23 protein-coding genes are annotated in these 25,184 nt (G+C 71.0%); 17 read left to right on the forward strand and 6 right to left on the reverse strand.

The genetic code is table 11. The features are described 5' to 3' along the window. Positions 1–25: 25 nt before the first annotated feature. The 4 genes from ACIRF9_RS20605 to ACIRF9_RS20620 all read right to left on the reverse strand — a co-directional run bounded on the left by ACIRF9_RS20605 (position 26) and on the right by ACIRF9_RS20620 (position 3,095). On the reverse strand, positions 26–1,345 hold the full coding sequence (locus ACIRF9_RS20605; protein ID WP_403823933.1) for a serine hydrolase domain-containing protein: 1,320 nt from the start codon (positions 1,343–1,345) through the stop codon (positions 26–28). Between the two features lie 151 nt (positions 1,346–1,496). Further along, positions 1,497–1,769 (reverse strand): DUF6510 family protein, encoded by a 273-nt coding sequence (locus tag ACIRF9_RS20610; RefSeq protein ID WP_403823935.1) that lies wholly within the window; start codon positions 1,767–1,769, stop codon positions 1,497–1,499. Positions 1,770–1,785: 16 nt separating this feature from the next. Next, positions 1,786–2,526: an FAD-binding oxidoreductase gene (locus ACIRF9_RS20615; protein WP_403823938.1), complete on the reverse strand. Its 741-nt coding sequence runs from the start codon at positions 2,524–2,526 to the stop codon at positions 1,786–1,788. Next, on the reverse strand, positions 2,496–3,095 hold the full coding sequence (locus ACIRF9_RS20620) for a sulfite oxidase-like oxidoreductase (RefSeq protein ID WP_403824613.1): 600 nt from the start codon (positions 3,093–3,095) through the stop codon (positions 2,496–2,498). The genes ACIRF9_RS20615 and ACIRF9_RS20620 overlap by 31 nt, the downstream gene beginning before the upstream one ends. Before the next feature lie 304 nt (positions 3,096–3,399). Between ACIRF9_RS20620 and ACIRF9_RS20625 the strand changes: the two genes are divergently transcribed. The 11 genes from ACIRF9_RS20625 (at position 3,400) to ACIRF9_RS20675 (ending at position 14,770) form a co-directional block, all read left to right on the forward strand. Beyond that, the gene (locus ACIRF9_RS20625) at positions 3,400–4,245 is read left to right on the forward strand and encodes a PP2C family protein-serine/threonine phosphatase (protein WP_403823941.1); all 846 of its coding nucleotides are present in this window, start codon (positions 3,400–3,402) and stop codon (positions 4,243–4,245) included. A gap of 50 nt (positions 4,246–4,295) precedes the next feature. Next, positions 4,296–5,291 carry an MASE1 domain-containing protein gene (locus ACIRF9_RS20630; RefSeq protein WP_403823944.1) on the forward strand — a complete coding sequence of 332 codons (996 nt, stop codon included), beginning with the start codon at positions 4,296–4,298 and terminating at the stop codon, positions 5,289–5,291. 124 nt (positions 5,292–5,415) lie between these two features. Beyond that, positions 5,416–5,970, forward strand: a complete 555-nt coding sequence (locus tag ACIRF9_RS20635; RefSeq protein WP_403823946.1) for a TetR/AcrR family transcriptional regulator — start codon at positions 5,416–5,418, stop codon at positions 5,968–5,970. Continuing rightward, positions 5,970–7,070: an NADPH:quinone reductase gene (locus tag ACIRF9_RS20640; protein ID WP_403823949.1), complete on the forward strand. Its 1,101-nt coding sequence runs from the start codon at positions 5,970–5,972 to the stop codon at positions 7,068–7,070. The genes ACIRF9_RS20635 and ACIRF9_RS20640 overlap by 1 nt, the downstream gene beginning before the upstream one ends. Positions 7,071–7,280: 210 nt before the next feature. After that, positions 7,281–8,033 (forward strand): YqjF family protein, encoded by a 753-nt coding sequence (locus ACIRF9_RS20645; protein WP_403823952.1) that lies wholly within the window; start codon positions 7,281–7,283, stop codon positions 8,031–8,033. A gap of 235 nt (positions 8,034–8,268) precedes the next feature. Continuing rightward, positions 8,269–9,822 (forward strand): MFS transporter, encoded by a 1,554-nt coding sequence (locus ACIRF9_RS20650; protein ID WP_403824616.1) that lies wholly within the window; start codon positions 8,269–8,271, stop codon positions 9,820–9,822. Between the two features lie 298 nt (positions 9,823–10,120). Then, positions 10,121–11,206, forward strand: a complete 1,086-nt coding sequence (locus ACIRF9_RS20655; RefSeq protein ID WP_403823955.1) for an S-(hydroxymethyl)mycothiol dehydrogenase — start codon at positions 10,121–10,123, stop codon at positions 11,204–11,206. Next, a complete protein-coding gene (locus tag ACIRF9_RS20660) occupies positions 11,206–11,838 on the forward strand; it encodes an MBL fold metallo-hydrolase (RefSeq protein WP_403823958.1) in 633 nt (210 codons plus the stop codon). The genes ACIRF9_RS20655 and ACIRF9_RS20660 overlap by 1 nt, the downstream gene beginning before the upstream one ends. A gap of 195 nt (positions 11,839–12,033) precedes the next feature. Further along, complete coding sequence (locus ACIRF9_RS20665; protein WP_403823961.1) at positions 12,034–12,396, forward strand: bifunctional 3-phenylpropionate/cinnamic acid dioxygenase ferredoxin subunit; 363 nt, start codon at positions 12,034–12,036, stop codon at positions 12,394–12,396. Beyond that, positions 12,393–13,556, forward strand: a complete 1,164-nt coding sequence (locus ACIRF9_RS20670; RefSeq protein ID WP_403823964.1) for an NAD(P)/FAD-dependent oxidoreductase — start codon at positions 12,393–12,395, stop codon at positions 13,554–13,556. Before ACIRF9_RS20665 ends, ACIRF9_RS20670 begins: the two co-directional genes overlap by 4 nt. A gap of 83 nt (positions 13,557–13,639) precedes the next feature. Continuing rightward, positions 13,640–14,770: an aromatic ring-hydroxylating dioxygenase subunit alpha gene (locus tag ACIRF9_RS20675; protein WP_403823967.1), complete on the forward strand. Its 1,131-nt coding sequence runs from the start codon at positions 13,640–13,642 to the stop codon at positions 14,768–14,770. Here the strand turns inward: ACIRF9_RS20675 and ACIRF9_RS20680 are convergent. Next, positions 14,767–15,513 (reverse strand): IclR family transcriptional regulator, encoded by a 747-nt coding sequence (locus tag ACIRF9_RS20680; RefSeq protein WP_403824618.1) that lies wholly within the window; start codon positions 15,511–15,513, stop codon positions 14,767–14,769. The two genes, ACIRF9_RS20675 and ACIRF9_RS20680, sit on opposite strands and share 4 nt — an antisense overlap. 202 nt (positions 15,514–15,715) lie before the next feature. Between ACIRF9_RS20680 and betA the strand changes: the two genes are divergently transcribed. Together betA and ACIRF9_RS20690 are read left to right on the forward strand one after the other, a co-directional pair. After that, positions 15,716–17,386 carry a choline dehydrogenase gene (betA, locus tag ACIRF9_RS20685; protein WP_403823970.1) on the forward strand — a complete coding sequence of 557 codons (1,671 nt, stop codon included), beginning with the start codon at positions 15,716–15,718 and terminating at the stop codon, positions 17,384–17,386. 3 nt (positions 17,387–17,389) lie between these two features. After that, positions 17,390–18,226 carry a 5,10-methylenetetrahydrofolate reductase gene (locus ACIRF9_RS20690; RefSeq protein WP_403823973.1) on the forward strand — a complete coding sequence of 279 codons (837 nt, stop codon included), beginning with the start codon at positions 17,390–17,392 and terminating at the stop codon, positions 18,224–18,226. Between the two features lie 80 nt (positions 18,227–18,306). Here ACIRF9_RS20690 and purU read toward each other — a convergent pair whose 3' ends face one another. Then, positions 18,307–19,179 carry a formyltetrahydrofolate deformylase gene (gene purU / locus ACIRF9_RS20695; RefSeq protein WP_403823975.1) on the reverse strand — a complete coding sequence of 291 codons (873 nt, stop codon included), beginning with the start codon at positions 19,177–19,179 and terminating at the stop codon, positions 18,307–18,309. 241 nt (positions 19,180–19,420) lie between these two features. Here purU and ACIRF9_RS20700 point away from each other — a divergent pair, with 241 nt between their 5' ends. The 4 genes from ACIRF9_RS20700 to ACIRF9_RS20715 are packed head-to-tail and all read left to right on the forward strand — an operon-like array spanning position 19,421 to position 24,981. Continuing rightward, on the forward strand, positions 19,421–20,890 hold the full coding sequence (locus tag ACIRF9_RS20700; RefSeq protein WP_403823979.1) for an aldehyde dehydrogenase family protein: 1,470 nt from the start codon (positions 19,421–19,423) through the stop codon (positions 20,888–20,890). Positions 20,891–20,910: 20 nt separating this feature from the next. Then, positions 20,911–21,999, forward strand: a complete 1,089-nt coding sequence (locus tag ACIRF9_RS20705; protein ID WP_403823982.1) for a glycine betaine/L-proline ABC transporter ATP-binding protein — start codon at positions 20,911–20,913, stop codon at positions 21,997–21,999. Continuing rightward, positions 21,999–23,999, forward strand: a complete 2,001-nt coding sequence (locus ACIRF9_RS20710; RefSeq protein ID WP_403823985.1) for an ABC transporter permease — start codon at positions 21,999–22,001, stop codon at positions 23,997–23,999. Before ACIRF9_RS20705 ends, ACIRF9_RS20710 begins: the two co-directional genes overlap by 1 nt. A 13-nt stretch (positions 24,000–24,012) precedes the next feature. Then, complete coding sequence (locus tag ACIRF9_RS20715; protein ID WP_403823988.1) at positions 24,013–24,981, forward strand: ABC transporter substrate-binding protein; 969 nt, start codon at positions 24,013–24,015, stop codon at positions 24,979–24,981. Positions 24,982–25,184 lie beyond the last annotated feature (203 nt).

Here is a 25,184-nt window from a genome sequence, read left to right on the forward strand (position 1 = left end):
GGGCCGGGAGGAGCCCGCGGCGGGGTCAACGGGCCGCGACGGTCCAGTCCTTGGGGGCGAGCCCGACGCCGAGCAGCCCGGTGGGAATCACCCGCCGGGCGTCGGTGGCGGAGCCCAGCCCGGCCCCGCTCCCGGCCTTCGCCGAAGGCTGGGCCGTCGCCGGGCAGAGCGCCTGGAGGATGTGCTCGAAGAGGGCGGCGTCGATGGCGCTCGGCTCCACCGCGCCGTCCTCGCTCAGTCGCTGGTACTTCGTCAGGTTCCAGCCCATGGCGAGCTGACGCCTGCCGTCGCGGCTGGACAGCGCGATCGTCCCGGCGCCGAAGACCGCCCCGTCGTGCCCCCAGAAGCGGCCGCAGTCCGGCAGGTCGATCGAGTCGATCCCGAGTCCGTGTCCGAGACCGTCACTGCCCGGCACGGTGCGGAGCATCTCCGCCAGGGCGGCGCGGCCGAGGAGCCGGCCGCCGAGCAGCGCGCGGTAGAAGGTGTTCAGGTCGTCGGTGGTGGAGACGATCGCGCCCGCCGTGCTCCCCCAGGACATGTCGTACACGCTGTAGTCGCGGGGCGGGTCGATCACCCCGAAGTAGGACTCGTACATCCGGGAGTGCGGGCCGGAGATGTACGGGCCGCGCGGGTAGACGGTGTGCTTCAGCCCCAGCCGGTCGATGACGTTCCGGGTGAGGTACGTGCCGGCGTCCTGACCGGTGACCCGCTCCAGGAGCAGCCCCGCGAGCACGTAGTTGGTGTTGGAGTACGACCACTCCGCGCCGGGCCGGCCGGTCGCGGGCTCCGCCAGGCCGAGTCGCACGAGTTCCCGGCCCGGGATACGGCGGTAGCGCCCCTCGTCGATGCTCGACGTGTCGTTCCGGGCCAGGGAGGGGAACGCGCCCGACATGTAGTCGCCGATGCCGCTGGTGTGGTTGAGCAGCATGCGTACCGTGACCCTCCGGCCGCGCTCTCCGGGCACCAGGTCCGGGACATAGTCGCCGATGGGCGCGTCGAGGGCGATCCGCCCCCGTTCCACCTGCTGCAGAACGGCGACGGCGGTGAAGCTCTTGGTGATGCTGCCCACCCGATGACGCATGCCCGGCCGGACCGGCCGCCCGGTGTCCACGTCGGCGACCCCGGCGGCACCCGTCCAGGCGGGAGCGCCGTTGCGCACCGACGAGTAGGTGCCGTACATCCCCGCCTCGCGGACGGCGTCCAGACTGGCGCGCAGCGCGGCCCGGTCCAGCTTTTTCGTTGTCGGCCGGACGCCTTCGGAGGTGTCGGCAGACGCCGTCTGCACCCCCGTCGTCAGCACCAAGGCGGTGCCTAAGAACGCCCCGAAGAACCGGATGACACGCATGAATCGCCCCTTCCCTGCCGAACGGCCATGACAGGGACGATTCTTCTGGTTCACGATGGATCGGACATCGGCCCCCCGGACGACGGACGACTACGCACCGTACTGATGTGACATCTCATCAGCAGGACTGATGTGCAGGAGAGTTGGCGTGCTAGGCCACGGCGAAGCGGAACGCGCCCGTTCCCCCGCCCAGCGTCAGCCATACGTACCCTTCCTCCCGCACCAGTCGCAGGGCCACATGGGCGCAGCCGGGGCAGCGGGCGGTGAGGCCCGGCTCGGGGCCGTAGACGTGCAGCTCGGCCAGGGGGCCCGAGCGGGCGCACTCCGGGCAGCGCCACCAGGCGGCGGTGGCCTCCACGGAGAGGATCTCCGAGAGCGGTCCGGCCAGGCAGTTGCCGTCGAGATGCGGGGCGGTCTGCGCCATGGGGGTCTCCAAGGGGTCAGCCGAAGCGTTCGGTGCGGATGCCGGCCGGGTCCCGGCCGAGGCCGGTCAGCAGATCGCCGACCGTCTCGACGAAGGCGGTAGGGCCGCAGACGTAGACCGGACTCGTGGGCGGCAGCCCGGCCGACGCCTCCGCCAGATCCGCCGCGGTGACCCGGCCGGGGCCGCGGGAGTCGCCCGGCGGGGACTTCCGCGTGTACACGAAGCGCACGTCGAGGCCGTCCCCGTCCGCGAGGTGTTCGCGGTACCAGACGTCGTCGGGGCTGCGGACGGAGTACAGCAGCCGGAAGTCGCCGCCCTCCCGGGACCGGCGGCGGGCCCGGACCATCGCCGCCAGCGGGACGACCCCGGAGCCGCCCGCCACCAGCAGCACCGGCTCCGGCCGCCCCGGCCGCCACACGAACCAGTTCCCGAGCGGCCCGCGCACCTCCACGTCCGCCCCGACGGGCAGCCCGTCCGCCAGATACGGCGACACCTCGCCGTCCGGCACGGACTGCACGCCCAGTTCGATCCGGTCGCCGTCGGCGGGCGCGGCCAGTGAGTAGCTGCGTACGGCCTGGTAGCCGTCGTCGGCGGTCAGGCGTACGTCGACATGCTGGCCGGCCAGGTGTCCGGGCCAGTCCGGCACCGTGAGGACCAGGGTGCGGGCGGTGGCGTTCTGCGGGCGGCGCTCGACGAGCCGGGCCCTGCGCCAGGTGAGGCCCACGCTCAGTCGCCCCAGTTGCGCTGCTCGCGCCACGGGTCGCCGTAGTTGTGGTAGCCGACGCTCTCCCAGAAGCCCGGGTCGTCCTCGTGCGACAACTGGAGCCCGCGGACCCACTTGGCCGACTTCCAGAAGTAGAGGTGGGGCACCAGCAGCCGGGCCGGGCCGCCGTGCTCGGGGGAGAGCGGGTAGTCGTCGTACGTGTGGACGAGCCAGGCCCGGCCGTCGAGCAGGTCCTCCAGCGGCAGGTTCGTCGTGTAGCCGCCGTAGCTGCTGACCACGACGTAGTCGGCGGCCGTCTCGACGTCCTCGAAGAAGGCGTCCAGGGGTACGCCCCGCCACCGGGTGTCGAACTTCGACCAGCGCGTGACGCAGTGGATGTCCTGGACGGTCTCCTCCTGCGGGAGCGCCATCATCTCGTCCCAGCTCCACGCGTACGTCTCGCCGGTCTCCGCGGTCACGGTGAACCGCCAGGTGTCGGTCGGCACCTTCGGCGTGGGGCCCGCGGACAGGACGGGGAACGACTCGGTGGGGTACTGGCCGGGCGGCAGCTTGTCGGCCGTCCGCCGGGCGCGCCCCTGGAAGCCGGGGGAGAAGGAGTTCACAGCGGTCATCTCCTGTGCACGTCCGCCTGGGGGCGGGGGAGCGTGCGGGTTTCAGTAGTCCAGTGTCCGGCGGTGCGGGCCCCGGCACCAGTCGGTCGCCCGCGAACGCTAGAACGGCCCGGCGGCCCCGTGTTGCCCGCGCGTGCACGGACGCTGGTCCACCCGCGCACGGCCCCGCCCGGGCCTGGTCGCCTCCGGTACGGCGTCCGGCCCCGCCGTCGGCCGGATATGATCCCTTAAACGTAGAATGCGAGGTTTGCCCGAAGGGGCTGCCGTCCCGTCGGAGTGATCCCCGGAGTGATCGATGTCCCGCAAGCGCCCCCCGGACGAAGGCGACGAGCTGCTGGCCAGGCTCGGCTCGCTGACCGCCCAGGCGCGTGAGCGCGCGGAGCTGCAACGCTCCCGCGTCGAACTGGCGCTCGCCCTCCAGCGCGGCATGCTGCCCAGGGACCTGCCCATCGCCCCCGGCTTCCGGCTGGCCGTCCAGTACGCCCCCGCCTGCTACGGCCTCAACGTGGGCGGCGACTGGTACGACGCCTTCACCCTGCCGGACGGCCGCATAGGCCTGTCCATAGGCGACGTCCAGGGCCACAACATAGAGGCGACCGCGTTCATGGGGCAGGTCCGCGTCGGTCTGCGCGCCCTCGCCTCCGTGACCGGCGAGCCCGGCGAGCTCCTCGCCCGCACCAACGACCTGCTCCTCGCCCTCGGCAGCGACCTCTTCGCCACCTGCACCTTCATGCGGCTCGACCCCGCCAGCGGGGTCCTGGAGAGCGCCCGCGCCGGACACATCCCCTGCGTCTGGGCGACGGCCGACGGCAAGTCGGGCATCGCCGAGGACGAGGGCGGACCGCCCCTCGGCGTGGTCGCGGGGATGGACTACCCGGTCACCCGCTACCGGCTCACCAAGGGCGGAGTCTTCGTCCTGCTCACGGACGGAGTCGTCGAGGGCCCCTCGCTGAGCATCGAGGAGGGCCTCGACCAGGTCGTACGCCTCGCCGGCATCGCCGCCGTGGCCGGGATGGGGGCGGGATCCCTCGCCGCCGCCGTGATCAAGGGCGCCGAACAGGTCGGGCACGAGGACGACGCGGCGGTCCTGGTGGTCGGACACGACGGACTCATGAGGAACGTACCCCGGATGCAGCCATAGCGCCCGAGACCGCGTTTCTCACCGGGCCGACCGTGCCGTGACGGTGTCTGATGGCTGCTGTGGTGGGTATCCCGGACCTGGATCCGCGCAGAACGGCCCTCTTCGCCGTCCAGACGCTGGCGGTCGCCGTCTGCTACTACGCGGCCGGGCGGCTGGGACTCGTGCGGCAGCTCGTCATCGAGGGGGCGGTGTTCACCCCCATCTGGCCGCCCACCGGCGTCGCGGTCGCCTGTCTGCTGATCCTCGGCCTGCGCGCATGGGTGGGGATCGCCCTCGGCGTCCTCCTCGTCATCGTGTCGATCACCTCGCTGCGGCCCCTCGCCCTGGTCAACGTGGTGGGCAACACCGCCGCCCCCGTCTGCGCCTGCCTCCTGCTGCGCAAGGTCGGTTTCCGCGCCGACCTCGCCCGGTTGCGCGACGGCCTCGCCCTGGTCTTCCTGGCGGCGCTCACCGCGATGCTGCTGAGCGCGACCGTCGGCGCGGGCCTGCTCGTCCTGACCGGCAGGCTCGAAGCGCAGTCCTTCTGGCCGGTCTGGCTGGGATGGTGGGTGGGGGACGCGATGGGCGTCCTGATCGTCACGCCCGTCCTGCTCCTGCTCCGGTCGGCGCGCCTTCCCGTGAACCTCTCCCGCTGGAAGGAGGCCGCGGGCCTCGCCCTGATCTGCCTGGCTGCCGTCCCCCTGGCCACCCGGAGCCCGGTCAGTCTGCTCTTCCTCGTCTATCCGCTGCTGATCTGGGCGGCCCTGCGCTTCCTGCTCGCCGGCAGCATGCTGTGCGCGCTGTTCACCTCGGTCATGGCGACCATCGCCGCGACGGACCGGATCGGCCCCTTCGCCCGCCTCAGCCGGGTCGAGGTGATGATCAAACTCCAGGCCTTCAACGGCACGATGGCCCTGACCGCCCTGCTGCTCTCGGCCGTGATCATGGAACAGCGCAACACCAGACGCTCGGTGGAACACGCCTGCCAGGAACTGGTGGAGGTCCTGGAACACCTCACCGCGGGCGACGCCCCGCACGGCCGACCGGCGAAGGAGCGGGACGGCTGAGGCCGGGCCGGGCCCGCTTTCGTGCGAGACGCACCCCCGCCGCACCTCCACCGTAAAAAGAACGGCGGTTCTGCTTGTAGGGTGGCGCAAGCAGAACCGCCGTTCTTTTTACGGGAGGACCGCGATGCCCCGGCTCACCGACGCGCGCAAGGAACTCCGGCGCGCCCAGATCACCGAGGCGGCCGTGCGCTGCTTCGGCCGCAACGGTCTGGAGCGGACCTCGATCGCCGACATCACCGCCGAGTCCGGACTCTCGGCCGGATCGATCTACGCCCACTACCGCAACAAGGCCGAACTGGTCCAGGCCGCCGCCCGCGAGGTGCTGGCCGAGCGTGCCAAGGTCCTCGGCGAGTACGCCGCGAGCGACACCCCGCCCGACCCCGACGAACTGCTCGCCCGCCTGGTCGCCGCCATCGACCCCGCGGCCGCCCGGGTCGGCGTGCAGACCTGGGGCGAGGCGACCACCGACCCGGCCATCCGGGACATCGTCGTCGACATGACGGACCGGATGCGCGCGCTGCTGCACGCGTGTGTCACGGCGTGGCTCATCAAGGTCGAGCACCACGAGCCGGCCGAGGCCCGGGAGCACGCCACCCCGGCCGCCCACCGGATCATGGCCCTCTACCAGGCCGAACTGCTGTACACCGCCCTGCAATCACCGACCGAGGAGCCGGCCTAATGACCACCCCGACCACCGCGACCACCCCGACCGCTCCGGCCGCTCCGTCCGCCGACCGCACCGTCTCCCGAGGCCGGACCATGAAGGCGATCGTCTACCGAGACAACGGCGGCCCCGAGGTGCTACGGCTCGTCGACCGTGACCTGCCCGAGCCCGGCCCCGGCGAGGTCCGCGTGCGGGTGGCCGTGTCCGGGGTCAACCCGACCGACTGGCAGGCCCGCTCCGGCCCCGCCCACCCCAAGCACTTCCCCGAGGTCACCCCGCACCTCGACGGCGCCGGCACGATCGACGCCGTCGGTGAGGGGATCGACCGGAGCCGGGTCGGTCAGCGGGTCTGGCTGTTCATGGCCGCCGCCGGGCGGCCCACCGGTACCGCCGCCGAGTTCACCGTCGTACCCGCCGACCGGGCCCTTCCACTGCCCGACGCGGCCGGATTCGATCTCGGCGCCTCACTCGGCGTGCCCGCGCTCACCGCGCACCGCGCGCTCACCGTCGCCGAGGACGGGCCGCGCCGGCTGCGGCCCGGGGCGCTCGCCGGCCACGTGGTGCTCGCCGCCGGCGGGGCCGGGGCGGTCGGGCACGCGGTGATCCAGCTCGCCCGATGGGCGGGCGCCACCGTGATCACCACGGTCAGCGGCCCGGAGAAGGCCCGGCTGGCCACCGCCGCCGGGGCCCACCACGTGATCAACTATCGTGAGGGCGACCCGGCCGCCGCGATTCGCGAGGTCGCCCCCGACGGCGTCGACATCGTCGCCGAGGTGGCGCTGGGCGCGAACCTCGCACTGGACCTGGCCGTACTGCGGACCCGCGGCACGATCTCGACCTACGCCAACGACGGTGGCAAGCCGGTCGAACTGAACGTGCTGCAGAACATGGTGCTGAACACCCGCTTCCAGTTCCTGGTGCTCTACACGGCCGGACCCGAGGCGCGCGCCGCGGCCGCCGAGGACATCGCCGCCGCGCTCCGCGACGGCGCCCTCCCGGTCGGCGAGGAGCACGGCCTGCCGCTGGTCCGCTTCCCGCTCGACCGCACCGCCGACGCGCACCGGGCGGTGGAGAGCGGCGCCGTCGGCAAGGTCCTGGTGGACGTCACGTCGTGACGCCCCGTCGGCTGCCGGACGAACAAAGCGGCGCAGTCGCCGTCGGCACGCCGCTGCCGTCTCGGGGACCCGGCCTGGGGCGCGCTGACTGGCGGGGCGGTCGGCGGGGCGGGTGAGGCGGCGGGGTCATCAGGCCGATGCCCAGGCGCGAGGTCCTGCCGCGCCCGGGCCCGGGCAGGTGCCGTCCGGGGCGCCTGGCATGCTGGCGCGATGCACGAGCCCGCCCCGGTCACGCCCGACGCCCCCGGAGTCATAGCCTCTCCGCTCCTCACCCAGCAGTGGCTCGACCTGTGCTTCATCCACTGGTCCGTCGCTCCGGGGGCGGTGGCGGGGCTGCTGCCGCGGGGGACCGTTCCCGACACGCACGACGGGGTGACGTACGTCGGGCTCGTCGCCTTCCGGATGCACCGGGTCGGCTGGCTCCGGCTGCCCGGTGTGCCGTACCTCGGGTCGTTCCCGGAGACCAACGTCCGGCTGTACTCGGTGGACCGGCACGGGCGGCGCGGCGTCGTCTTCCGGTCGATGGACGCGGCACGGCTGATCCCGGTGGCGATGGGCCGGGCCGGCTTCCGGCTGCCGTACCTCTGGTCCCGGATGAGCGTGCGCACGGCCGGCGAGACCGTCACCTACACCAGCTCCCGCCGCCGGCCCGGCCCGCGCGGCGCTTACAGCCGTATCGCGGTGCGCCCCGGCGCCCGTATCGAGGAGCCGACCGCGCTGGAGCACTTCCTCACCGCGCGCTGGGGGATGCACAACGCCTTCTTCGGCGGCGCCGCCTATCTGCCCAACGACCATCCGCGCTGGCCCCTGCACCGGGCCGAGCTGATCAAGTGCGAGGAGAACCTGATCGCCGCGGCCGGCCTCCCCGCGCCGCGCGAGGAGCCGGTCAGCGTCCTGTACTCGCCGGGTGTACCGGTGCGCCTGGGCCGCCCGGCCCGCCCGGCGGGAATCCCCACACCCTGATCGGCCCCGCCGCCCGTGCTCCGAGGGCGTGTCGAAGATCCGGGGACGACGGGGTCCTGATGTCGGTTATCCGCGTTCTGGTGGCCCGTGGCTCGCCCCGGACGACCGGAGCGCTCCAGAGTGGCGCACGTCAGTCTGTTCCAGCGCCCGTGCCGGGCGCCCTAGGGAAGAGTCCTCCGTGAATGCCACGACCACGGCGAACGCGCCGCAGGAACGCCGGGCCGCCACGCTCGTCATGGCCTGCGTCGGCGTGTTCGTCGCCTATCTGCCGGTGACCACCGTCTCGGCGAGCCTGCCCGCCATCCAGCGGGCCCTGAACGCCTCGACCTCCCAACTGTCCTGGGTCTCCGACGCGTTCGTCCTGCCGATGGCCGCGCTCATCCTCACCGCCGGGGTCTTCGGTGACGTCCACGGCCGCAAGAAGGTCTACCAGGCGGGCCTCGCCCTCAGCGCGCTGGGCGCGGTCGTCGCCCTGTGCGCGCCGAACGTCCAGGTCGTCTGGGCCGGCCAAGCACTCGCCGGACTGGGCTCGGCGGCCCTGCTGCCCACCACCCTCGCCCTGATCAGCCATGCCGTACCCGACCCGCGCGAACGCGGCAGGTTCATCGGTCTGTGGGCCACCTCCCTGACGGCCGCCCTGGCCCTCGGCCCCGTCATCGCGGGCGTCATCCTGGACCACTTCGACTGGCGCTGGATCTACCTCCTGCCGGTCCCCGCCTCCCTGGCCGCCCTGGCCTGCGCGGCCCGGCTGCTGACCGACTCCCGTGCGCCGGGCTCCCGCCGACTGGACTGGCCCGGCCAGCTCACCGCCGCGCTGGCGATCACCGCCCTGGTCTACGGCATCATCGAGGGCGGCGCCGAGTCCTTCACCGACGTCAAGGTGATGGTCGCGCTGTCCACCGCCGCGGTCGCCGCCGTCGCGTTCGTCATGGTGGAACGCACCAGTTCCAGCCCGATGCTGGACCTCACGCTGTTCCGCAGTCCGGCCTTCACCGCGACCACCCTGATCGCCATGATCAGCTTCCTGGGCCTGATCGGGTTCTTCTTCGCCCTCAGCCTCTACTTCGGCATGGTGCAGCGGCTGTCCACGCTCGAGGCGGCCTGGCGTCTGTTGACGGTGTCGAGCGTCCCGCTGGTCCTCGGCGCCCCCGTCGGCCGTCTCGTCCACCGGGTCTCGCCGCGGCTGCTCATCCCCGGCGGCCTGCTGATCGGCTCGGCCGCGCTGCTGTCGCTCACGACCATCGACGCGGACACCTCCTTCGGATCGCTGGCCTGGCGGCTCGCCCTGCTCGGCCTCGGCATGGCCTTCGTCATCACGCCGATGACCGCCACCGCCGTCAGCTCGGTGCCCTTCCACCAGGCCGGCATGGCCGCCGCCGGCAACAACGCCTTCCGCCAGGTCGGCGCCGCCCTCGGCCCCGCCGTCCTGGGCGCCCTCCTCTCCACCCGGGCCGTCGACGCCCTCCCGGGCCACCTCACCGACGCCGGCCTGACCGGGCGGACCGTCCAGCACGTCACGGCGGTCGCCGAGCAGGGCGGTACAGGCGCCGTCGCCGGGATCGACCTCGGCGCCGACACCCCCCGTGTCCTGGGCGCGCTGTCCGAGGCCTTCCTCGACGGCCTCCACCTCTGCCTGATCGTCGCCGCCGTACTGACCCTGCTCGCCGCCGCCGTCGGGGTGGTCCTGCTGCGCCGCCCGCAGCGGACGGCACCCCCCGCGGCCGCCGGCCCCGGCGCGAAGGGCCACGACACGGCGCCCTCCCTGACGGGAAACCGCATCGGAGGCTGATACGAGGCGTGTCCGGCCGACGGCGAACCGAGCGGAAGGCCGGCCGGACACCGGCGCCGTCCGTGGGGACGGGCGCGGCGCCCCGCGGTGCCCGGGACCTTGTACGACGGTCCCGGGCACCGCCATGCGTGGGGTGCGGGCACCGGCCTGCTCGGGTGCGGGCGCCGTCGTGCACGGTCCCGGGCCACCGGAGCCTTGACCCCCGCCCGGCCCTCCACGATGCTGTGTTGCGGCACATGAGATGTGTGCCGTATTGAGCAACATACGACTCAGGTCTCGTATCAGCCGAGGAGTGGCCATGGCTCACCAGGTCCGTGCTGTCGTCGCGCGCGCGAAGGGTGCCCCCGTCAGCCTGGAGACGATCGTCGTCCCCGACCCCGGCCCGGGGGAGGCGCTGGTGAAGATCGAGGCCTGCGGGGTCTGTCACACCGATCTGCACTACCGCGAGGGCGGCATCAACGACGACTTCCCCTTCCTCCTCGGCCATGAGGCCGCGGGTGTCGTGGAGTCGGTGGGGGAGGGCGTCACCGACGTCGCGCCCGGCGACTTCGTCATCCTCAACTGGCGCGCCGTCTGCGGCCAGTGCCGGGCCTGTCTGCGCGGGCGTCCCTGGTACTGCTTCAACACGCACAACGCCAAGCAGAAGATGACCCTCCTCGACGGCACCGAACTCTCCCCGGCGCTGGGCATCGGCGCCTTCGCGGAGAAGACGCTGGTCGCGGCCGGCCAGTGCACCAAGGTCGACCGGGCCGCGTCCGCGGCCGCCGCCGGTCTGCTGGGCTGCGGTGTGATGGCGGGAATCGGCGCGGCCATCAACACCGGCAACGTCGGACGCGGCGACAGCGTGGCCGTCATCGGCTGCGGCGGCGTCGGGGACGCGGCGGTGGTCGGGTCGAGCCTGGCGGGCGCGGCGAAGATCATCGCCGTGGACATCGACGACCGCAAGCTCGAGACCGCGAAGCGGCTGGGCGCGACCCACACCGTCAACTCGCGCGAGAACGACGCCGTCGAGGCGATCCGCGAGCTCACCGGCGGCCATGGCGCCGACGTCGTGATCGAGGCGGTCGGCCGCCCGGAGACGTACCGGCAGGCCTTCTACGCCCGCGACCTCGCCGGCACGGTCGTCCTGGTCGGCGTCCCCACCCCCGAGATGAAGCTCGAACTCCCGCTGCTCGACGTCTTCGGCCGCGGCGGCTCCCTGAAGTCCTCCTGGTACGGCGACTGCCTGCCGTCCCGCGACTTCCCGATGCTCATCGACCTCTATCTCCAGGGCCGTCTCGACCTGGACTCCTTCGTCACCGAGACCATCGCCCTCGACGAGGTCGAGAAGGCCTTCGAGCGGATGCACGGCGGCGACGTCCTGCGCTCGGTGGTGGTCCTCTGATGGCCGGCGCCCGTATCGAGCACCTCGTCACCTCGGGGACCTTCTCCCTGGACGGTGGCACCTGGGACGTCGACAACAATGTGTGGATCGTCGGCGACGACACCGAGGCCGTCGTCATCGACGCCGCGCACGACGCCGACGCGATCGCCGAAGCCCTCGGCGGACGCACCCTGCGGGCCATCGTGTGCACCCACGCCCACAACGACCACATCGACGCCGCGCCCGCCCTCGCCGCGCGCACCGGCGCCCCGGTCCTGCTCCACCCCGACGACCTGCCGCTGTGGAAGCAGACCCACCCCGACCGCGCACCCGACGGCGAACTGGCCGACGGCCAGGTCCTCACGGTGGCCGGCGTCGACCTGACCGTGCTGCACACCCCGGGCCACGCCCCTGGCGCGGTCTGCCTGTACGCGCCCGCCCTGTCGGCCCTCTTCAGCGGCGACACGCTCTTCGCGGGCGGGCCGGGGGCGACGGGACGGTCGTACAGCCACTTCCCGACGATCGTCGACTCGATCCGGGACCGGTTGCTGACCCTGCCCGGCGACACCGTTGTGCACACCGGACACGGGGAGACGACGACCGTCGGCGCGGAGGCCCCGCACCTCCAGGAGTGGATCGACCGCGGCTTCTGACCGCCTCGGGCAAGCCCCCGGCACGGCGCCCGTACCACCTGTTCGCGCAGGTGGTACGGGCGTTTCGAGCTGCGCCGGGGGCGCCCGGCGAACCCGCTCGAAGCGGGCCCCGGGACGCCTTGACAAGGGTTCGGGGCGACCCCAGACTGATGTTGCGCTTACCGCAATCCGTTTCGCTATACGCACCGAGGTGTCATGATGATTCCCGCGTGCCGTCTCGCGGATCTCCCGCGAGGCGAGGCCCTCCGGCTCGACATCGACCCGCCGGTCTCGGTGTTCCACACCGACGACGGCGAGGTCTTCGCCATCGACGACACCTGCACCCACCAGGACGCCTCGCTCGCCGACGGCTGGCTGGAGGGCTGCGAGGTGGAGTGCCCGCTGCATGCCTCCAAGTTCGACCTGCGCACCGGCGCCGTCGACGCCCCGCCGGCCAAGCTGCCGGTCCGCACCCACGAGGTCGTCGTCGAGGACGGCATGATCTTCGTCAAGGTGTCGACCGAGGCTCCGAACCTCCCGCCCTGTGTCGCGTCCCGGCTCGCCGGGGGTCCCGCGTGAGGACCGTCGCCGTGGTGGGGGCCTCGCTGGCCGGACTGTCGGCGGCACGCTCGCTGCGCAAGCAGGGCTACGACGGGCGGCTCGTCGTCATCGGCGACGAACTCCACCGCCCTTACGACCGGCCGCCGCTGTCCAAGGAGTTCCTCACCGGCACCCTCGGCGAGGCCGACCTCGCCCTGGAGACGGACGACGAGGACCTGGGCGCCGAATGGCTGCTCGGCGCCCGCGCCACCGGACTCGACCGCGCCGAGCGGGCCGTACGGCTCGCCGACGGACGTGAGGTCCGGGCCGACGGCATCGTCCTCGCGACCGGCGCCGCCGCCCGCACCCTGCCCGGCTCCGAGGGCCTGGCCGGCGTGCACACGCTGCGCACCCTGGACGACGCCCGCGCCCTGCGCGACGAACTCGCCCGGGGCGGACGGCTGGTGGTGATCGGCGGCGGGTTCATCGGCGCCGAGGTCGCCTCCACCGCGTACGGCCTCGGACTCGACGTGACGGTCGTGGAGGCGGCCCCGACGCCGCTCGCAGGACCGCTCGGCGCCGATATGGGCCTCCTCGTCTCCGCCCTCCACGCGGACCACGGCGTACGCCTCCTGTGCGGCGTGGGCGTCAAGGGGCTGAGCGGGGAGAACCGGGTTGACGCCGTCCTGCTGGAGGACGGCCGCTCCCTTCCCGCCGACATCGTCGTCGTCGGCGTGGGCGCCCGTCCGTGCGTCGACTGGCTCGAAGGGTCGGGCGTCGAGCTCGACAACGGCGTCAAGTGCGGCGCCGACGGCCGCACCAGCCTCGCCGGGGTGGTCGCGGTCGGCGACTGCGCCAACTGGTACGACCCCCGCGCCGGCGCCCACCGCCGTGTCGAGCACTGGACCGGTGCGCGCGAGCGCCCCGACGCCGCCGTGGCCACGCTGCTGGCGGGCGGCGCGGTGGACCCGGGCGTGCCTCGGCCGCCGTACTTCTGGTCCGACCAGTACGGAGTGAAGATCCAGTTCGCCGGCCACGCGGCCGGCGCCGACAGCGTGACCATCGAGGAAGGTGCCGCGGACACGCGCAACGTCCTCGCGGTCTACCGGCGCGCCGGGAACCCGGTCGCCGTACTCGGGATGAACCAGCCGCGGCTGTTCACCCGCTGGCGCAAGCAGCTCGCTGCCGCCACCAGCTGACACCACCACGTCCCGACGCCGTGCGGAGTCGCTCTTCCCGGCGCGTGAATGACCCGTCCACGACGTTCCCCGAGGAGTGCACCGTGACCTCGACCAGCCTGCCGGACAGCCTGATCGCCACCCTCCCCGGCTCCTCCTACACGGATCCCGGGATCTTCGCCCAGGAGCAGGAGCACATCTTCGAGACCATGTGGTTCTGTGTGGCGCGCGCCTCCGAACTGGCCAAGCCCGGCGCCTTCCGCACCGTCGACGTGGGCCGCGAGAGCATCCTCGTCACCCGGGCGCGGGACAACTCGATCCGCGCGTACTTCAACGTGTGCCGCCACCGCGGCGCCAAGCTCTGCACCGAGGAGACCGGCGAGGTCAAGCGCGCCTTCCAGTGCCCGTACCACGCCTGGACCTACGACCTCAACGGCAAGCTCGTCGCCGCGCCCAACCTCACCAAGATGCCCGACGTCGGCCGCACCGAGTACGGCCTGGTGAGCGTCGCCGTGCGGGAATGGCTCGGCTATGTGTGGGTGTGCCTCGCGGAGAACCCGCCCTCCTTCGAGGAGGACGTGATCGGCGCGGTGGTCGAACGCCTCGGCGACGTCGAGTCGATCGAGCGCTACGACGTCGACAACCTCTCCGTGGGCAAGCGGATCACCTACGACGTGAAGGCCAACTGGAAGCTCATCATCGAGAACTTCATGGAGTGCTACCACTGCGCCACCATCCACCCCGAGCTCACCGAGGTGCTCCCCGAGTTCGCCGACGGCTACGCCGCCCAGTACTACGTCGGCCACGGTGCCGAGTTCGGCGAGGAGATCCAGGGCTTCACCGTGGACGGCTCCGAGGGCCTCGACCGCATCCCCGGCGTCGCCGAGGACCAGGACCGGCGCTACTACGCGATCACCGTCAAGCCCCAGGTCTTCATCAACCTGGTCCCGGACCATGTGATCTTCCACCGGATGTACCCGGTGGCCGTCGACCGCACGATCGTCGAGTGCGACTGGCTCTACCTCCCGCACGTCGTCGAGAGCGGCAAGGACGTCAGCCGCTCCGTGGAGCTCTTCCACCGCGTCAACGTGCAGGACTTCGACGCCTGCGAGCGCACCCAGCCCGGCATGAGCTCACGGATGTACGCCAAGGGCGGCGTCCTCGTGCCCAGCGAGCACCACATCGGCGCTTTCCACGACTGGGTCAACGAACGCCTCGGCGGCGGGCAGGGCTAGCCCAGCCAGCCCATCCGGTGGCTGATCTCCTCCGCGCCCTTGAGCAGGATCGGGGAGAGCTCGTGCAGCCGCTCCTCGGTGAACCGGTACGAGGGCCCGGAGGCACTGAGCGCCGCGATGACCTGGCCGTCCTGGTTACGGACCGGGGCGGCCATCGCGTGCAGCCCGATCTCCAGCTCCTCCAGCGTCCAGGCGTAGCCGCGCTCCCGGGCCTCCGCCAGGTTCTTCTCCAGCCTGGCCTTCGCGGTGATGGTCTGCGGGCCGACCTTCTCCAGGCCGGACTTCGCCAGCACCGCGGCCCGCTCCTTGGCCGGCAGATGGGCCAGCAGGATCTTGCCGCTCGACGTCGCGTGCAGCGGGGTCAACTCCCCGACCCAGTTGTGCGCGGCGACGGCCGCCGGGCCGCGCACCTGGTACAGGTTGATCGCGTAGTGCTCCTGCATGACCGCGATGTTGATCGTCTCGCCGATCTCCTCCGCGAGACGCTCGCAGACCGGCCGGCCCTGCTGGGTGATGTCGAGGCGTCCCGTGACCGCGCCGGCGAGGCGTACGATGCCGAAGCCGAGCCGGTACTTGCCGCGCTCGCCCGCCTGCTCCACCAGACCGCGCGCCTCCAGGGCGCCGAGCAGCCGGAACGCGGTGGACTTGTGAACATCGATCTCGGCGGCCACTTCGCTGACCCCCGCCTCACCGCGCTGGGCCAGGATTTCCAGCACGCTGATGGCGCGGTCGACCGACTGCACTCCGCCGGACTGCGAGTTCGTCGTTTCGGTGTCTGTGCTGTAGTTGCTCACGGCGAAACTATACGCGTAGTAAACAACACCTTTGCAAGTAACCCGGTCGAAACCAATGCCACGTAAGTTGCGTGGCTCGCAACCTAGTGCGTATAGCGCTACTGGTACTAGCATGCCTCGCGTATCTATGGCGCGAGCGAGACGAGGCACCATGGCTTCCCTGCAATACGACTTCGTCATCGTCGGCGGCGGATCGGCCGGCAGCGCAGTGGCGAACAGGCTCTCCGCGGACCCCTCGAATCAGGTCCTGGTGCTGGAGGCCGGCCGGTCCGACTACCCCTGGGACGTGTTCATCCACATGCCCGCCGCGCTGACCTACCCGATCGGCAGCCGGTTCTACGACTGGAAGTACGAGTCCGAACCCGAGCCCCACATGGGCGGCCGGCGCGTCTACCACGCGCGCGGCAAGGTCCTCGGCGGCTCCAGCAGCATCAACGGCATGATCTTCCAGCGCGGCAACCCCATGGACTACGAACGCTGGGCCGCCGACCCGGGCATGGAGACCTGGGACTACGCGCACTGTCTGCCCTACTTCCGGCGGATGGAGAACTGTCTGGCGGCCGACCCGGACGACGAGTTCCGCGGCCACGACGGCCCGCTCGTCCTCGAACGCGGCCCGGCCGACAACCCCCTCTTCGGCGCCTTCCTCAAGGCCACCGAGGAGGCCGGTTACGCGCCCACGGAGGACGTCAACGGCTACCGGCAGGAAGGTTTCGCCAAGTTCGACCGGAATGTCTCCCGCGGCCGTCGGCTGTCGGCCTCCAAGGCCTACCTCAAGCCCGTCAGGAAGCGGCCCAACCTCACGGTGAAGACCCGCGCCCTGGTCACCCGTGTCCTGTTCGAGGGCAAGAAGGCCGTCGGCGTCGAGTACCGGCGTGGCAAGGGCGCCCCGACGCAGGTCCGCGCCAAGGAGGTCATCCTCTGCGGCGGCGCGATCAACTCCCCGCAGCTGCTCCAGCTCTCCGGCGTCGGCAACGCCGAGGAACTGAGCGCCCTCGGCATCGACGTCGTCCACGACCTCCCCGGCGTCGGCGAGAACATGCAGGACCACCTCGAGGTCTACATCCAGTACGCCTGCAAGCAGCCCGTCTCCATGCAGCCGTACCTGGCGAAGTGGCGAGCCCCCTTCATCGGGCTCCAGTGGCTCTTCCGCAAGGGCCCGGCCGCCACCAACCACTTCGAGGCCGGCGGCTTCGCCCGCAGCAACGAGGACGTGGACTACCCCAACCTGATGTTCCACTTCCTGCCCATCGCGGTCCGCTACGACGGCTCGGTGCCCGCGGGCGGACACGGCTACCAGGTCCACGTCGGCCCCATGTACTCCGACGCCATCGGCTCCGTGAAGATCAAGAGCAAGGACCCGCGCGAACACCCGGCCCTGCGCTTCAACTACCTCTCCACCGAGCAGGACCGCCGCGAGTGGGTCGAGGCGATCCGGGTGGCCCGCAAGCTCCTCAACCAGCCCGCGCTCGCCCCCTACAACGACGGGGAGATCTCGCCCGGACCGTCCGTCGAGACCGACGAGGAGATCCTCGCCTGGGTCGCCAAGGACGGCGAGACCGCCCTGCACCCCTCCTGCACCTGCAAGATGGGCACCGACGAGATGTCCGTCGTCGATCCCACGACCATGCGCGTGCACGGCGTGGAGGGCCTGCGGGTCGTCGACGCCTCGGTGATGCCGTACGTCACCAACGGCAACATCTACGCCCCGGTGATGATGATCGCGGAGAAGGCCGCCGACCTGATCCTCGGCAAGGAGCCCCTGGCCCCGTCCAAGGCCGCCTACTACCGCCACCGCGACGCCCAGAAGCAGGCCGGGTAGACCTTGGCCGCCGACGGGCTGCGGACGCTGCTGGAGCGCGTCCGTTACGAGGTGCTGCCCGCGAAGGCGACCGAGGACAAGGTCCTCGCCCATGTGCCGCGCGACGTCGTCGTCACCGTGACGGCGTCGCCGGTCAAGGGCCTGGAACCGACCCTCGCCCTCACCACCCGGCTCACGGAGCACGGCTACCGCGTCGTCCCGCACGTGCCCGCGCGGCTGCTGCGGGACGACGCGCACCTCAAGGAGGTCACCGTCCGGCTCCGCGAGGCCGGCGTGGACGACGTCTTCGTCCCCGCGGGCGACGCGGACCCGCCGGCGGGGGCCTACGACGGTGCCCTGCCGGTCCTGCGCAGGCTGGGCGAGCTGGGCAGCCCCTTCGCCCGCGTGGGTATCACCGGCTACCCCGAGAGCCATCCGCTCATCCACGACGACCTCACCATCCAGGCGATGTGGGACAAGCGCGAGCACGCCACGTACATCGTGAGCAACCTCTGCTTCGATCCACGCGTGCTGGGGGAGTGGATCGCCCGGATACGGCGCCGGGACGTCGTCCTGCCCGTGTACCTGGGCGTCGCCGGGCCCGTGCAGCGGGCCAAGCTGCTGTCCATGGCGACGAAGATCGGCGTGGGGGAGTCGACGCGGTTCCTGACCAGGCACGCGTCGTGGTTCCTGCGGTTCGCCGTGCCCGGGGGCTACTCGCCCGAGAAGCTGCTCACACGCGCCGAGGAGGCCCTCACCGCGCCCTCGGCGGGCGTGGCGGGCCTGCACCTGTTCACCTTCAACCAGATCGCCGAGACGGAGAAGTGGCGCCGCGCGCTGCTCGACCGTCTCCCTGGGTGAAAAACCGTATACGGCGTCGGGGGGGGGGGGGGGGGGGCGGCCCCCCCCCCCCCCCCCCCCCCCACGCCATGCCTCACCGCTCAGCGGAAGACCACCGTACGGTTGCCGTCCACCATCACCCGGCTCTCGCTGTGCCACTTCACGGCGTGCGCCAGCACCTGTGCCTCCACGTCCCGGCCGACCGTGACCAGCTCCCCGGGGTCGAGCGAGTGGTCCACCCGGACCACGTCCTGCTCGATGATCTGCCCCTCGTCCAGGTCCGACGTCACATAGTGCGCCGTCGCGCCGACGAGCTTCACCCCGCGGTCGTAGGCCTGGTCGTAGGGCTTCGCGCCCTTGAAGCTGGGGAGGAAGGAGTGGTGGATGTTGATGGCCCGCCCCTCCAGCTGCTTGCACAGGTCGTCGGAGAGGATCTGCATGTAGCGGGCGAGCACCACCAGGTCGATGTCCAGCTCGCGCACCAGCTCGAGCAGCCGTGCCTCCGCCTCGGGCTTGGTGTCCCTGGTGACCGGGACGTGGTGGAAGGGAACGCCGTAGGTCTCCGCCAGGCTTTCGAAGTCGCGGTGATTGGAGACGATCGCCGGTATCTCGATGTTGAGAGAACCGGTGCGCCGGCGGAACAGCAGATCGTTCAGGCAGTGCCCGAACCTGGACACCATGATGAGCGTCCGCGTCGGTGTCGACGCGTCCCGCAGGGTCCAGGAGATCCCGTAGGCCTCCGCCACGGGACCGAATCGGTAACGCAGATTTTTCAGATCGGCGTTCGGGTCCGACACGTCGAAGTGGACCCTCATGAAGAAACGGCCCTGGAGTCGATCATCGAACTGCTGGCTCTCCAGGATGTTTCCGGAGTTCCGCACGAGAAAGCCGCTCACGGCATGGACCAGTCCCGCGCTGTCGGGACAGGAGAGGGTGAGGACGTACTCACGGCCAGGCTGCGGTCGAGGGGACATGACGACCTCCGTCGATGCGTAATGCACAACTCAGTGAGCGATGCGCAACATACTTGGCCTGGATGGGCCCCTCGGTCAAGAGAGAGATGGGCCCCTCGGCCAAGAGAGAAGGGTCGAAGGGCCTCTTGCGAAATCGTCATCCGCCAACCTCTTGACGTATGTCTGCACATTGGCCAGGGTGTTCCACCACAAGCAATTGGATGCACGATGCGCAACGCATTACAGCTGAAGGGCTTGGCGCGTGGCAGACCTGTATGTGGATGGTGAATGGCGGGAGCCGGTGGCCGGCGGCCGCCGGGAAATCCGATGTCCCGCCGACGGAACGCTCAGTGCGACCGTGTCGGAAGGGACACGTCCCGACACCGAGGCGGCGATCGCCGCGGCCCGCCGAGCCTTCGACGAGGGCCCCTGGCCGCACACCCCCGAGCGGGAGCGCGGAGCACTGCTCCTGCGCACCGCCGACCTCGTCGAGCGCGACGCCAAGGTGTTCGCCCGCGCCGAGTCCCTCGACACCGGCAAGCGGCTGGTGGAGAGCGAGTACGACATCGCCGACGTCGTCTCCTGCCTCCGATACTACGGGGGCCTCGGCGGAACCGACGCCGGCCGCGTGATCGACACCGGCCGCGACGACGCCGTCAGCCGCGTCGTGTACGAGCCGGTCGGCGTGTGCGGCCTGATCACCCCCTGGAACTACCCGCTCCTCCAGGCCTCCTGGAAGGTCGCCCCGGCCCTGCTGGCGGGCAACACCTTCGTCCTCAAGCCCAGCGAGCTCACCCCCTCCACCTCGATCCTGCTGCTGAAGGCGCTGGAGGAGGCCGGACTCCCGGCCGGCGTCGGCAACCTCGTCCTGGGCACCGGCCCCGAGGTGGGCGCCCCGCTCTCCGAGGACCCCGCCGTCGACATGGTCTCCTTCACCGGCGGCCTGGAGACCGGCAAGCGGATCATGGCGACCGCCGCCGAGACCGTGAAGAAGGTGGCGCTGGAACTCGGCGGCAAGAACCCCAATGTGATCTTCGCCGACGCCGACTTCGAGACGGCTGTGGACTTCGCCCTCACGGCCGTCTTCCTGCACTCGGGGCAGGTCTGCTCGGCCGGTGCCCGGCTGATCGTCGAGGACTCGATCCATGACGCGTTCGTGGACGAGGTCGTGCGCCGGGCCCGGCAGATCCGGCTCGGCGGGCCCTTCGACGCAGACGCCGAGACCGGCGCGCTGATCTCCGCCCAGCACCTGGCGAAGGTCGACGCGTACGTCGCGGCAGGCGTCGCCGAGGGCGCCGTCCTGCGCTGCGGCGGCGAGCGCCCCACTGACCCCGCCCTCGCGCAGGGCCACTACTACCCGCCGACCGTCCTCGACGAGTGCCGGCAGGACATGCGCGTGGTGCACGAGGAGTCCTTCGGACCCGTGCTGACCGTCGAGCGCTTTACCGACGAGGACGACGCCGTACGCATCGCCAACGACACCGAGTACGGCCTCGCCGGCGCCGTCTGGACGCAGGACGCCGGGAAGGCCCAGCGGGTCGCCCGGCGACTGCGCCACGGCACCGTGTGGATCAACGACTACCACCCCTATGTGCCGCAAGCGGAATGGGGTGGCTTCGGGCACTCGGGCGTGGGCCGGGAGCTGGGACCGACCGGCCTGAACGAATACCGAGAACCCAAGCACATCTGGCAGAACATCCAACCCCGGCCGCAGCACTGGTTCCGCGGCTGAACGCCGAAAAGAGGTCGATCGTGACCCCCACACAGACCGAGGTGCCGCAGCGGCGCGGCACGCCCCAGGACTCGGAGGGCACTCCGGTCATCTCCGTGCGCAATCTGTGGAAGGTGTTCGGGCCGAAGGCCGACCGGGTACCGGGCGACGAGGAGCTGTGCGGCCTCACCCGCCGCGAGCTCATGGACCGCACCGGATGCACCGCCGCCGTACGCGACGTGCACTTCGACGTCCGCAAGGGCGAGGTGTTCGTGGTCATGGGCCTGTCCGGCTCGGGCAAGTCCACGCTGGTGCGATGTCTGACCCGGCTGATCGAACCGACCTCTGGTGAGGTCGTCTTCGAGGGCCAGGACATCCGCCAGGCGGACGACAAGAGCCTGCGCGACCTGCGCCGCCGCAAGTTCTCCATGGTCTTCCAGCACTTCGGGCTGCTGCCCCACCGCCGGGTGGTGGACAACGTGGCCTTCGGCCTGGAGATCCGCGGCATGGGCAGGGCCGAGCGCACCCGCCGGGCCCTGGAGGTCGTCGAGCTCGTCGGCCTGGCCGGCTACGAGAACTCCTACCCCGACCAGCTCTCCGGCGGTATGCAGCAGCGCGTAGGTCTCGCCCGCGCCCTGGCCGGCGACCCGGACGTCCTCTTCTTCGACGAGCCGTTCTCCGCCCTGGACCCGCTGATCCGCCGGGACATGCAGAACGAGGTCATCCGCCTCCACCACGAGGTCGGCAAGACCATGGTGTTCATCACGCACGACCTCTCCGAGGCCCTCAAGCTGGGCGACCGCATCCTGATCATGCGCGACGGCAAGATGGTCCAGTGCGGTACCGGCGACGAACTGGTCGGCGCCCCGGCGGACGACTACGTACGCGAGTTCGTCAAGGACGTGCCGCGCGGTGACGTCCTGACCCTGCGCTGGATCATGCGCGCCCCGGAGGACGGCGACGAACTGGACGGCCCCGAGCTCGGTCCGGACGTCGTGGTCCGGGAGGCCACCCGGGCCGTCCTGGCCGCCGAGAAGCCGGTCAAGGTCGTCGAGGACGGCAAGCTGCTCGGCATCGTCGGCGACGAGGAGATCCTCGCGGTGGTCGCCGGGCAGGAAGGCGGCAGGTGATGACCGTCGTCATGGAGAAACCGGAGGCGACGGAGACGGTCGAGAAGGCCGCACCCGTCAAGGCCGCCCGCAGAATCAGCCGCCCCATGGTCGTCGGCGCGATCCTCGTCGTGTGGCTGCTGCTCTTCGCCGTCCTGCGCGGAAAGCAGACCCTCACCCTCGCGGCGGCGGACCTCACGGATCTGCACCGCTGGTTCAACGACGTCAACGATTCCATCGGCGCCAACCGCAACTCCAACCCGCTCTTCCTCTACTTCTTCAACGAGATCCGGCTGGTCATCGACAACCTGGTGACCTTCATCCAGGACCTGATCTCCCAGCCCTCCGGCGCCCGTCCCGTCCCGCAGATCGGCTGGCTCGGTGTCGTCGGCATCGCCGGCTACGTCTCCTGGGCCGTGGGCAACTGGCGGGTGGCGCTGCTGGCCGTCGCCGGGTTCACCTTCCTCGGGCTCCAGGGGCTGTGGCAGGAGAGCATGGACACCCTGGCCCTCACCCTCTCCGCGGTCCTCGTCGCGCTGCTGTTCGCGATCCCGCTCGGTGTGTGGGCGGGCATGTCCGACCGGTTCAACCGGGTCGTGACGCCCTTCCTGGACTTCATGCAGACGATGCCCACCTTCGTCTACCTGGCCCCGCTGACCCTGTTCTTCCTGATCGGCGGCGCCTCCGCCGTGATCGCCACGGCGATCTACGCGGCCCCGCCGGCGATCCGCATCACCGCACACGCCATCCGCTCCGTACCGGAGACCACCGCCGAGGCGGCGGACTCGCTGGGCGCGACCCGCTGGCAGGCCCTGCTCAAGGTCCTGCTGCCGATGTCCAAGCGGACCGTCGTGATGGGCGTCAACCAGTCGATCATGGCCGCGCTCGCCATGGTCACCATCGCCGCCCTGATCGACGCGCCCGGCCTCGGCAAGACCGTCGTCCAGGCCCTGCAGTCGCTCGACGTGGGCACGGCCTTCAACGCGGGCCTCGCCATCGTCGTGATGGCGATCGTCCTCGACCGGGTCACCACCGCGGCCAGCGCCCGTGAGGAGACGGCCCGGCGTTCGAAGAACCGCTTCCTCAAGTGGCGCAAGCAGCTGCTCGGCGCGGGCGCGGTGGTCACGGCGGTCCTCGTCTACATGTCGCACACCTACGTGTGGGCGGCGGAGTTCCCCGGTGACGGCAGCGTCGGCAGCTCGATCGCGAGCGCGGCCGACACGGCGACGACCTGGGCCCAGGACAACCTGTCGGGTCTGACGAACGCCTTCCGTGACGCCATCACCAACGGTCTGCTCAACCCGTTCCAGTCGCTGCTGACCGACTCCCCGTGGTGGGTCGTCGCCGCGGTCCTCGTCGGACTCGGTGTCGTCCTCGGCGGCTGGCGCTCCGGCGTCACCACGGCTGTCTGCGTGGGCCTGCTGGTCGGCACGGGCATGTGGTCGGACGCCATGACGACGCTCGCTTCGACCCTTGTCGCCACGGTCCTGGTGATGCTGCTCGGCATCGTCTTCGGGGTGTGGATGGGGCGCAGCATGCTGGTGGACCGGCTGCTGCGGCCGACCCTGGACGCGGCGCAGGTCATGCCGCCGTTCGTCTATCTGGTGCCGTTCCTCGCGCTGTTCGGCGCGACGCGCTTCACCGCGATCGTCGCCGCCGTCGTCTACGCGGCACCGGTCTCCATCAAGATCATCTCGGACGGGGTGCGGGCCGTGCCCGCGACCACCGTCGAGGCGGCCACCTCCGCCGGGTGCAACACCTGGCAGATCATCACCAAGGTTCAACTGCCGATGTCACGCAGTGCCCTGACGCTCGCCACCAATCAGGGCCTGATCTACGTGCTGTCGATGGTTGTTGTGGGCGGCCTGGTAGGGGCGGGCGCCCTCGGCTACGACGTCGTGGCCGGATTCTCGCAGGGCGAGCTGTACGGCAAGGGGCTGGCGGCAGGACTCGCCATCGTACTGCTCGGAGTCATGTTCGACCGGATCACTCAGGCTGCGGCGCGACGCGCGAGCGCATAAGGAGCAGGACACCATGGCAAGACACTGGCGAGCCGGCGCGGCCGGCCTGGCCGTCCTCGGCCTCACCCTCACCGCGTGCAGCGGAGCGAAGGTCGGCGAGGACTCCTCGGGCTCGGACAGCTCGGGCAGCTCCGGCAAGTGCGGCACCTTCAACCTCGCGGTCAACCCGTGGGTGGGCTACGAGGCGGACGCGGCGGTCGTCGCGTACGTCGCGGAGCACGACCTCGGCTGCACGGTCAACAAGAAGGACCTCAAGGAGGAGATCGCCTGGCAGGGCTTCGGGACGGGCGAGGTCGACGCCGTCCTGGAGAACTGGGGCCACGACGATCTCAAGGAGAAGTACATCACCACGCAGAAGACCGCCGTCGACGCCGGCTCCACCGGCAACGAAGGCATCATCGGCTGGTACGTACCCCCGTGGCTGGCGAAGGCCCACCCGGACATCACCAACTGGGAGAACCTCAACAAGTACGCCTCGAACTTCAAGACCTCCGAGTCGGGCGGCAAGGGCCAGCTGCTGGACGGCGACCCGTCGTACGTCACCAACGACGAGGCGCTGGTGAAGAACCTGAAGCTGGACTTCAAGGTGGTGTACGCGGGCAGCGAGACCGCGCTCATCCAGGCCTTCCGCAAGGCGGAGAAGAACAAGGAATGGGTGATCGGCTACTTCTACGAGCCGCAGTGGTTCCTGTCCGAGGTGCCGCTGGTCAAGGTCGAGCTGCCGAAGTACACCAGCGGCTGTGACGCCGACGCGGCGAAGGTCGCCTGCGACTACCCCGTCTACGACCTGGACAAGATCGTCAGCGCGAAGTTCGCCAAGTCCGGCAGCCCCGCCTACGACCTGGTGAAGAACTTCAACTGGACGAACGACGACCAGAACACCGTGGCGAAGTACATCGCGGTCGACAAGATGACGGCCGACGCGGCGGCGAAGAAGTGGGTCGAGGCCAACCCCGACAAGGTGAAGGCCTGGCTGAAGTAGCCCCGGCTCCAGGGCGGTCGAACATGCCCGGTGGGCGGTGCGCACCCGCGCGCACCGCCCGCCGGGCATTGCCATGTCCCAGACCGCCTCCGAGCTGTGTTTCCGCCTGTTTTCCGACGTCACGGACCCCTTGACACCCCCTCCCCGAGGCGGGCACATTGAGTTGCGCAACCTGAACCTTGTTGCGCAGACAGCAACTGACC

This window comes from Streptomyces sp. NPDC096132, assembly GCF_044763345.1.
In the GTDB taxonomy this organism is placed as follows: Bacteria; Actinomycetota; Actinomycetes; order Streptomycetales; family Streptomycetaceae; genus Streptomyces.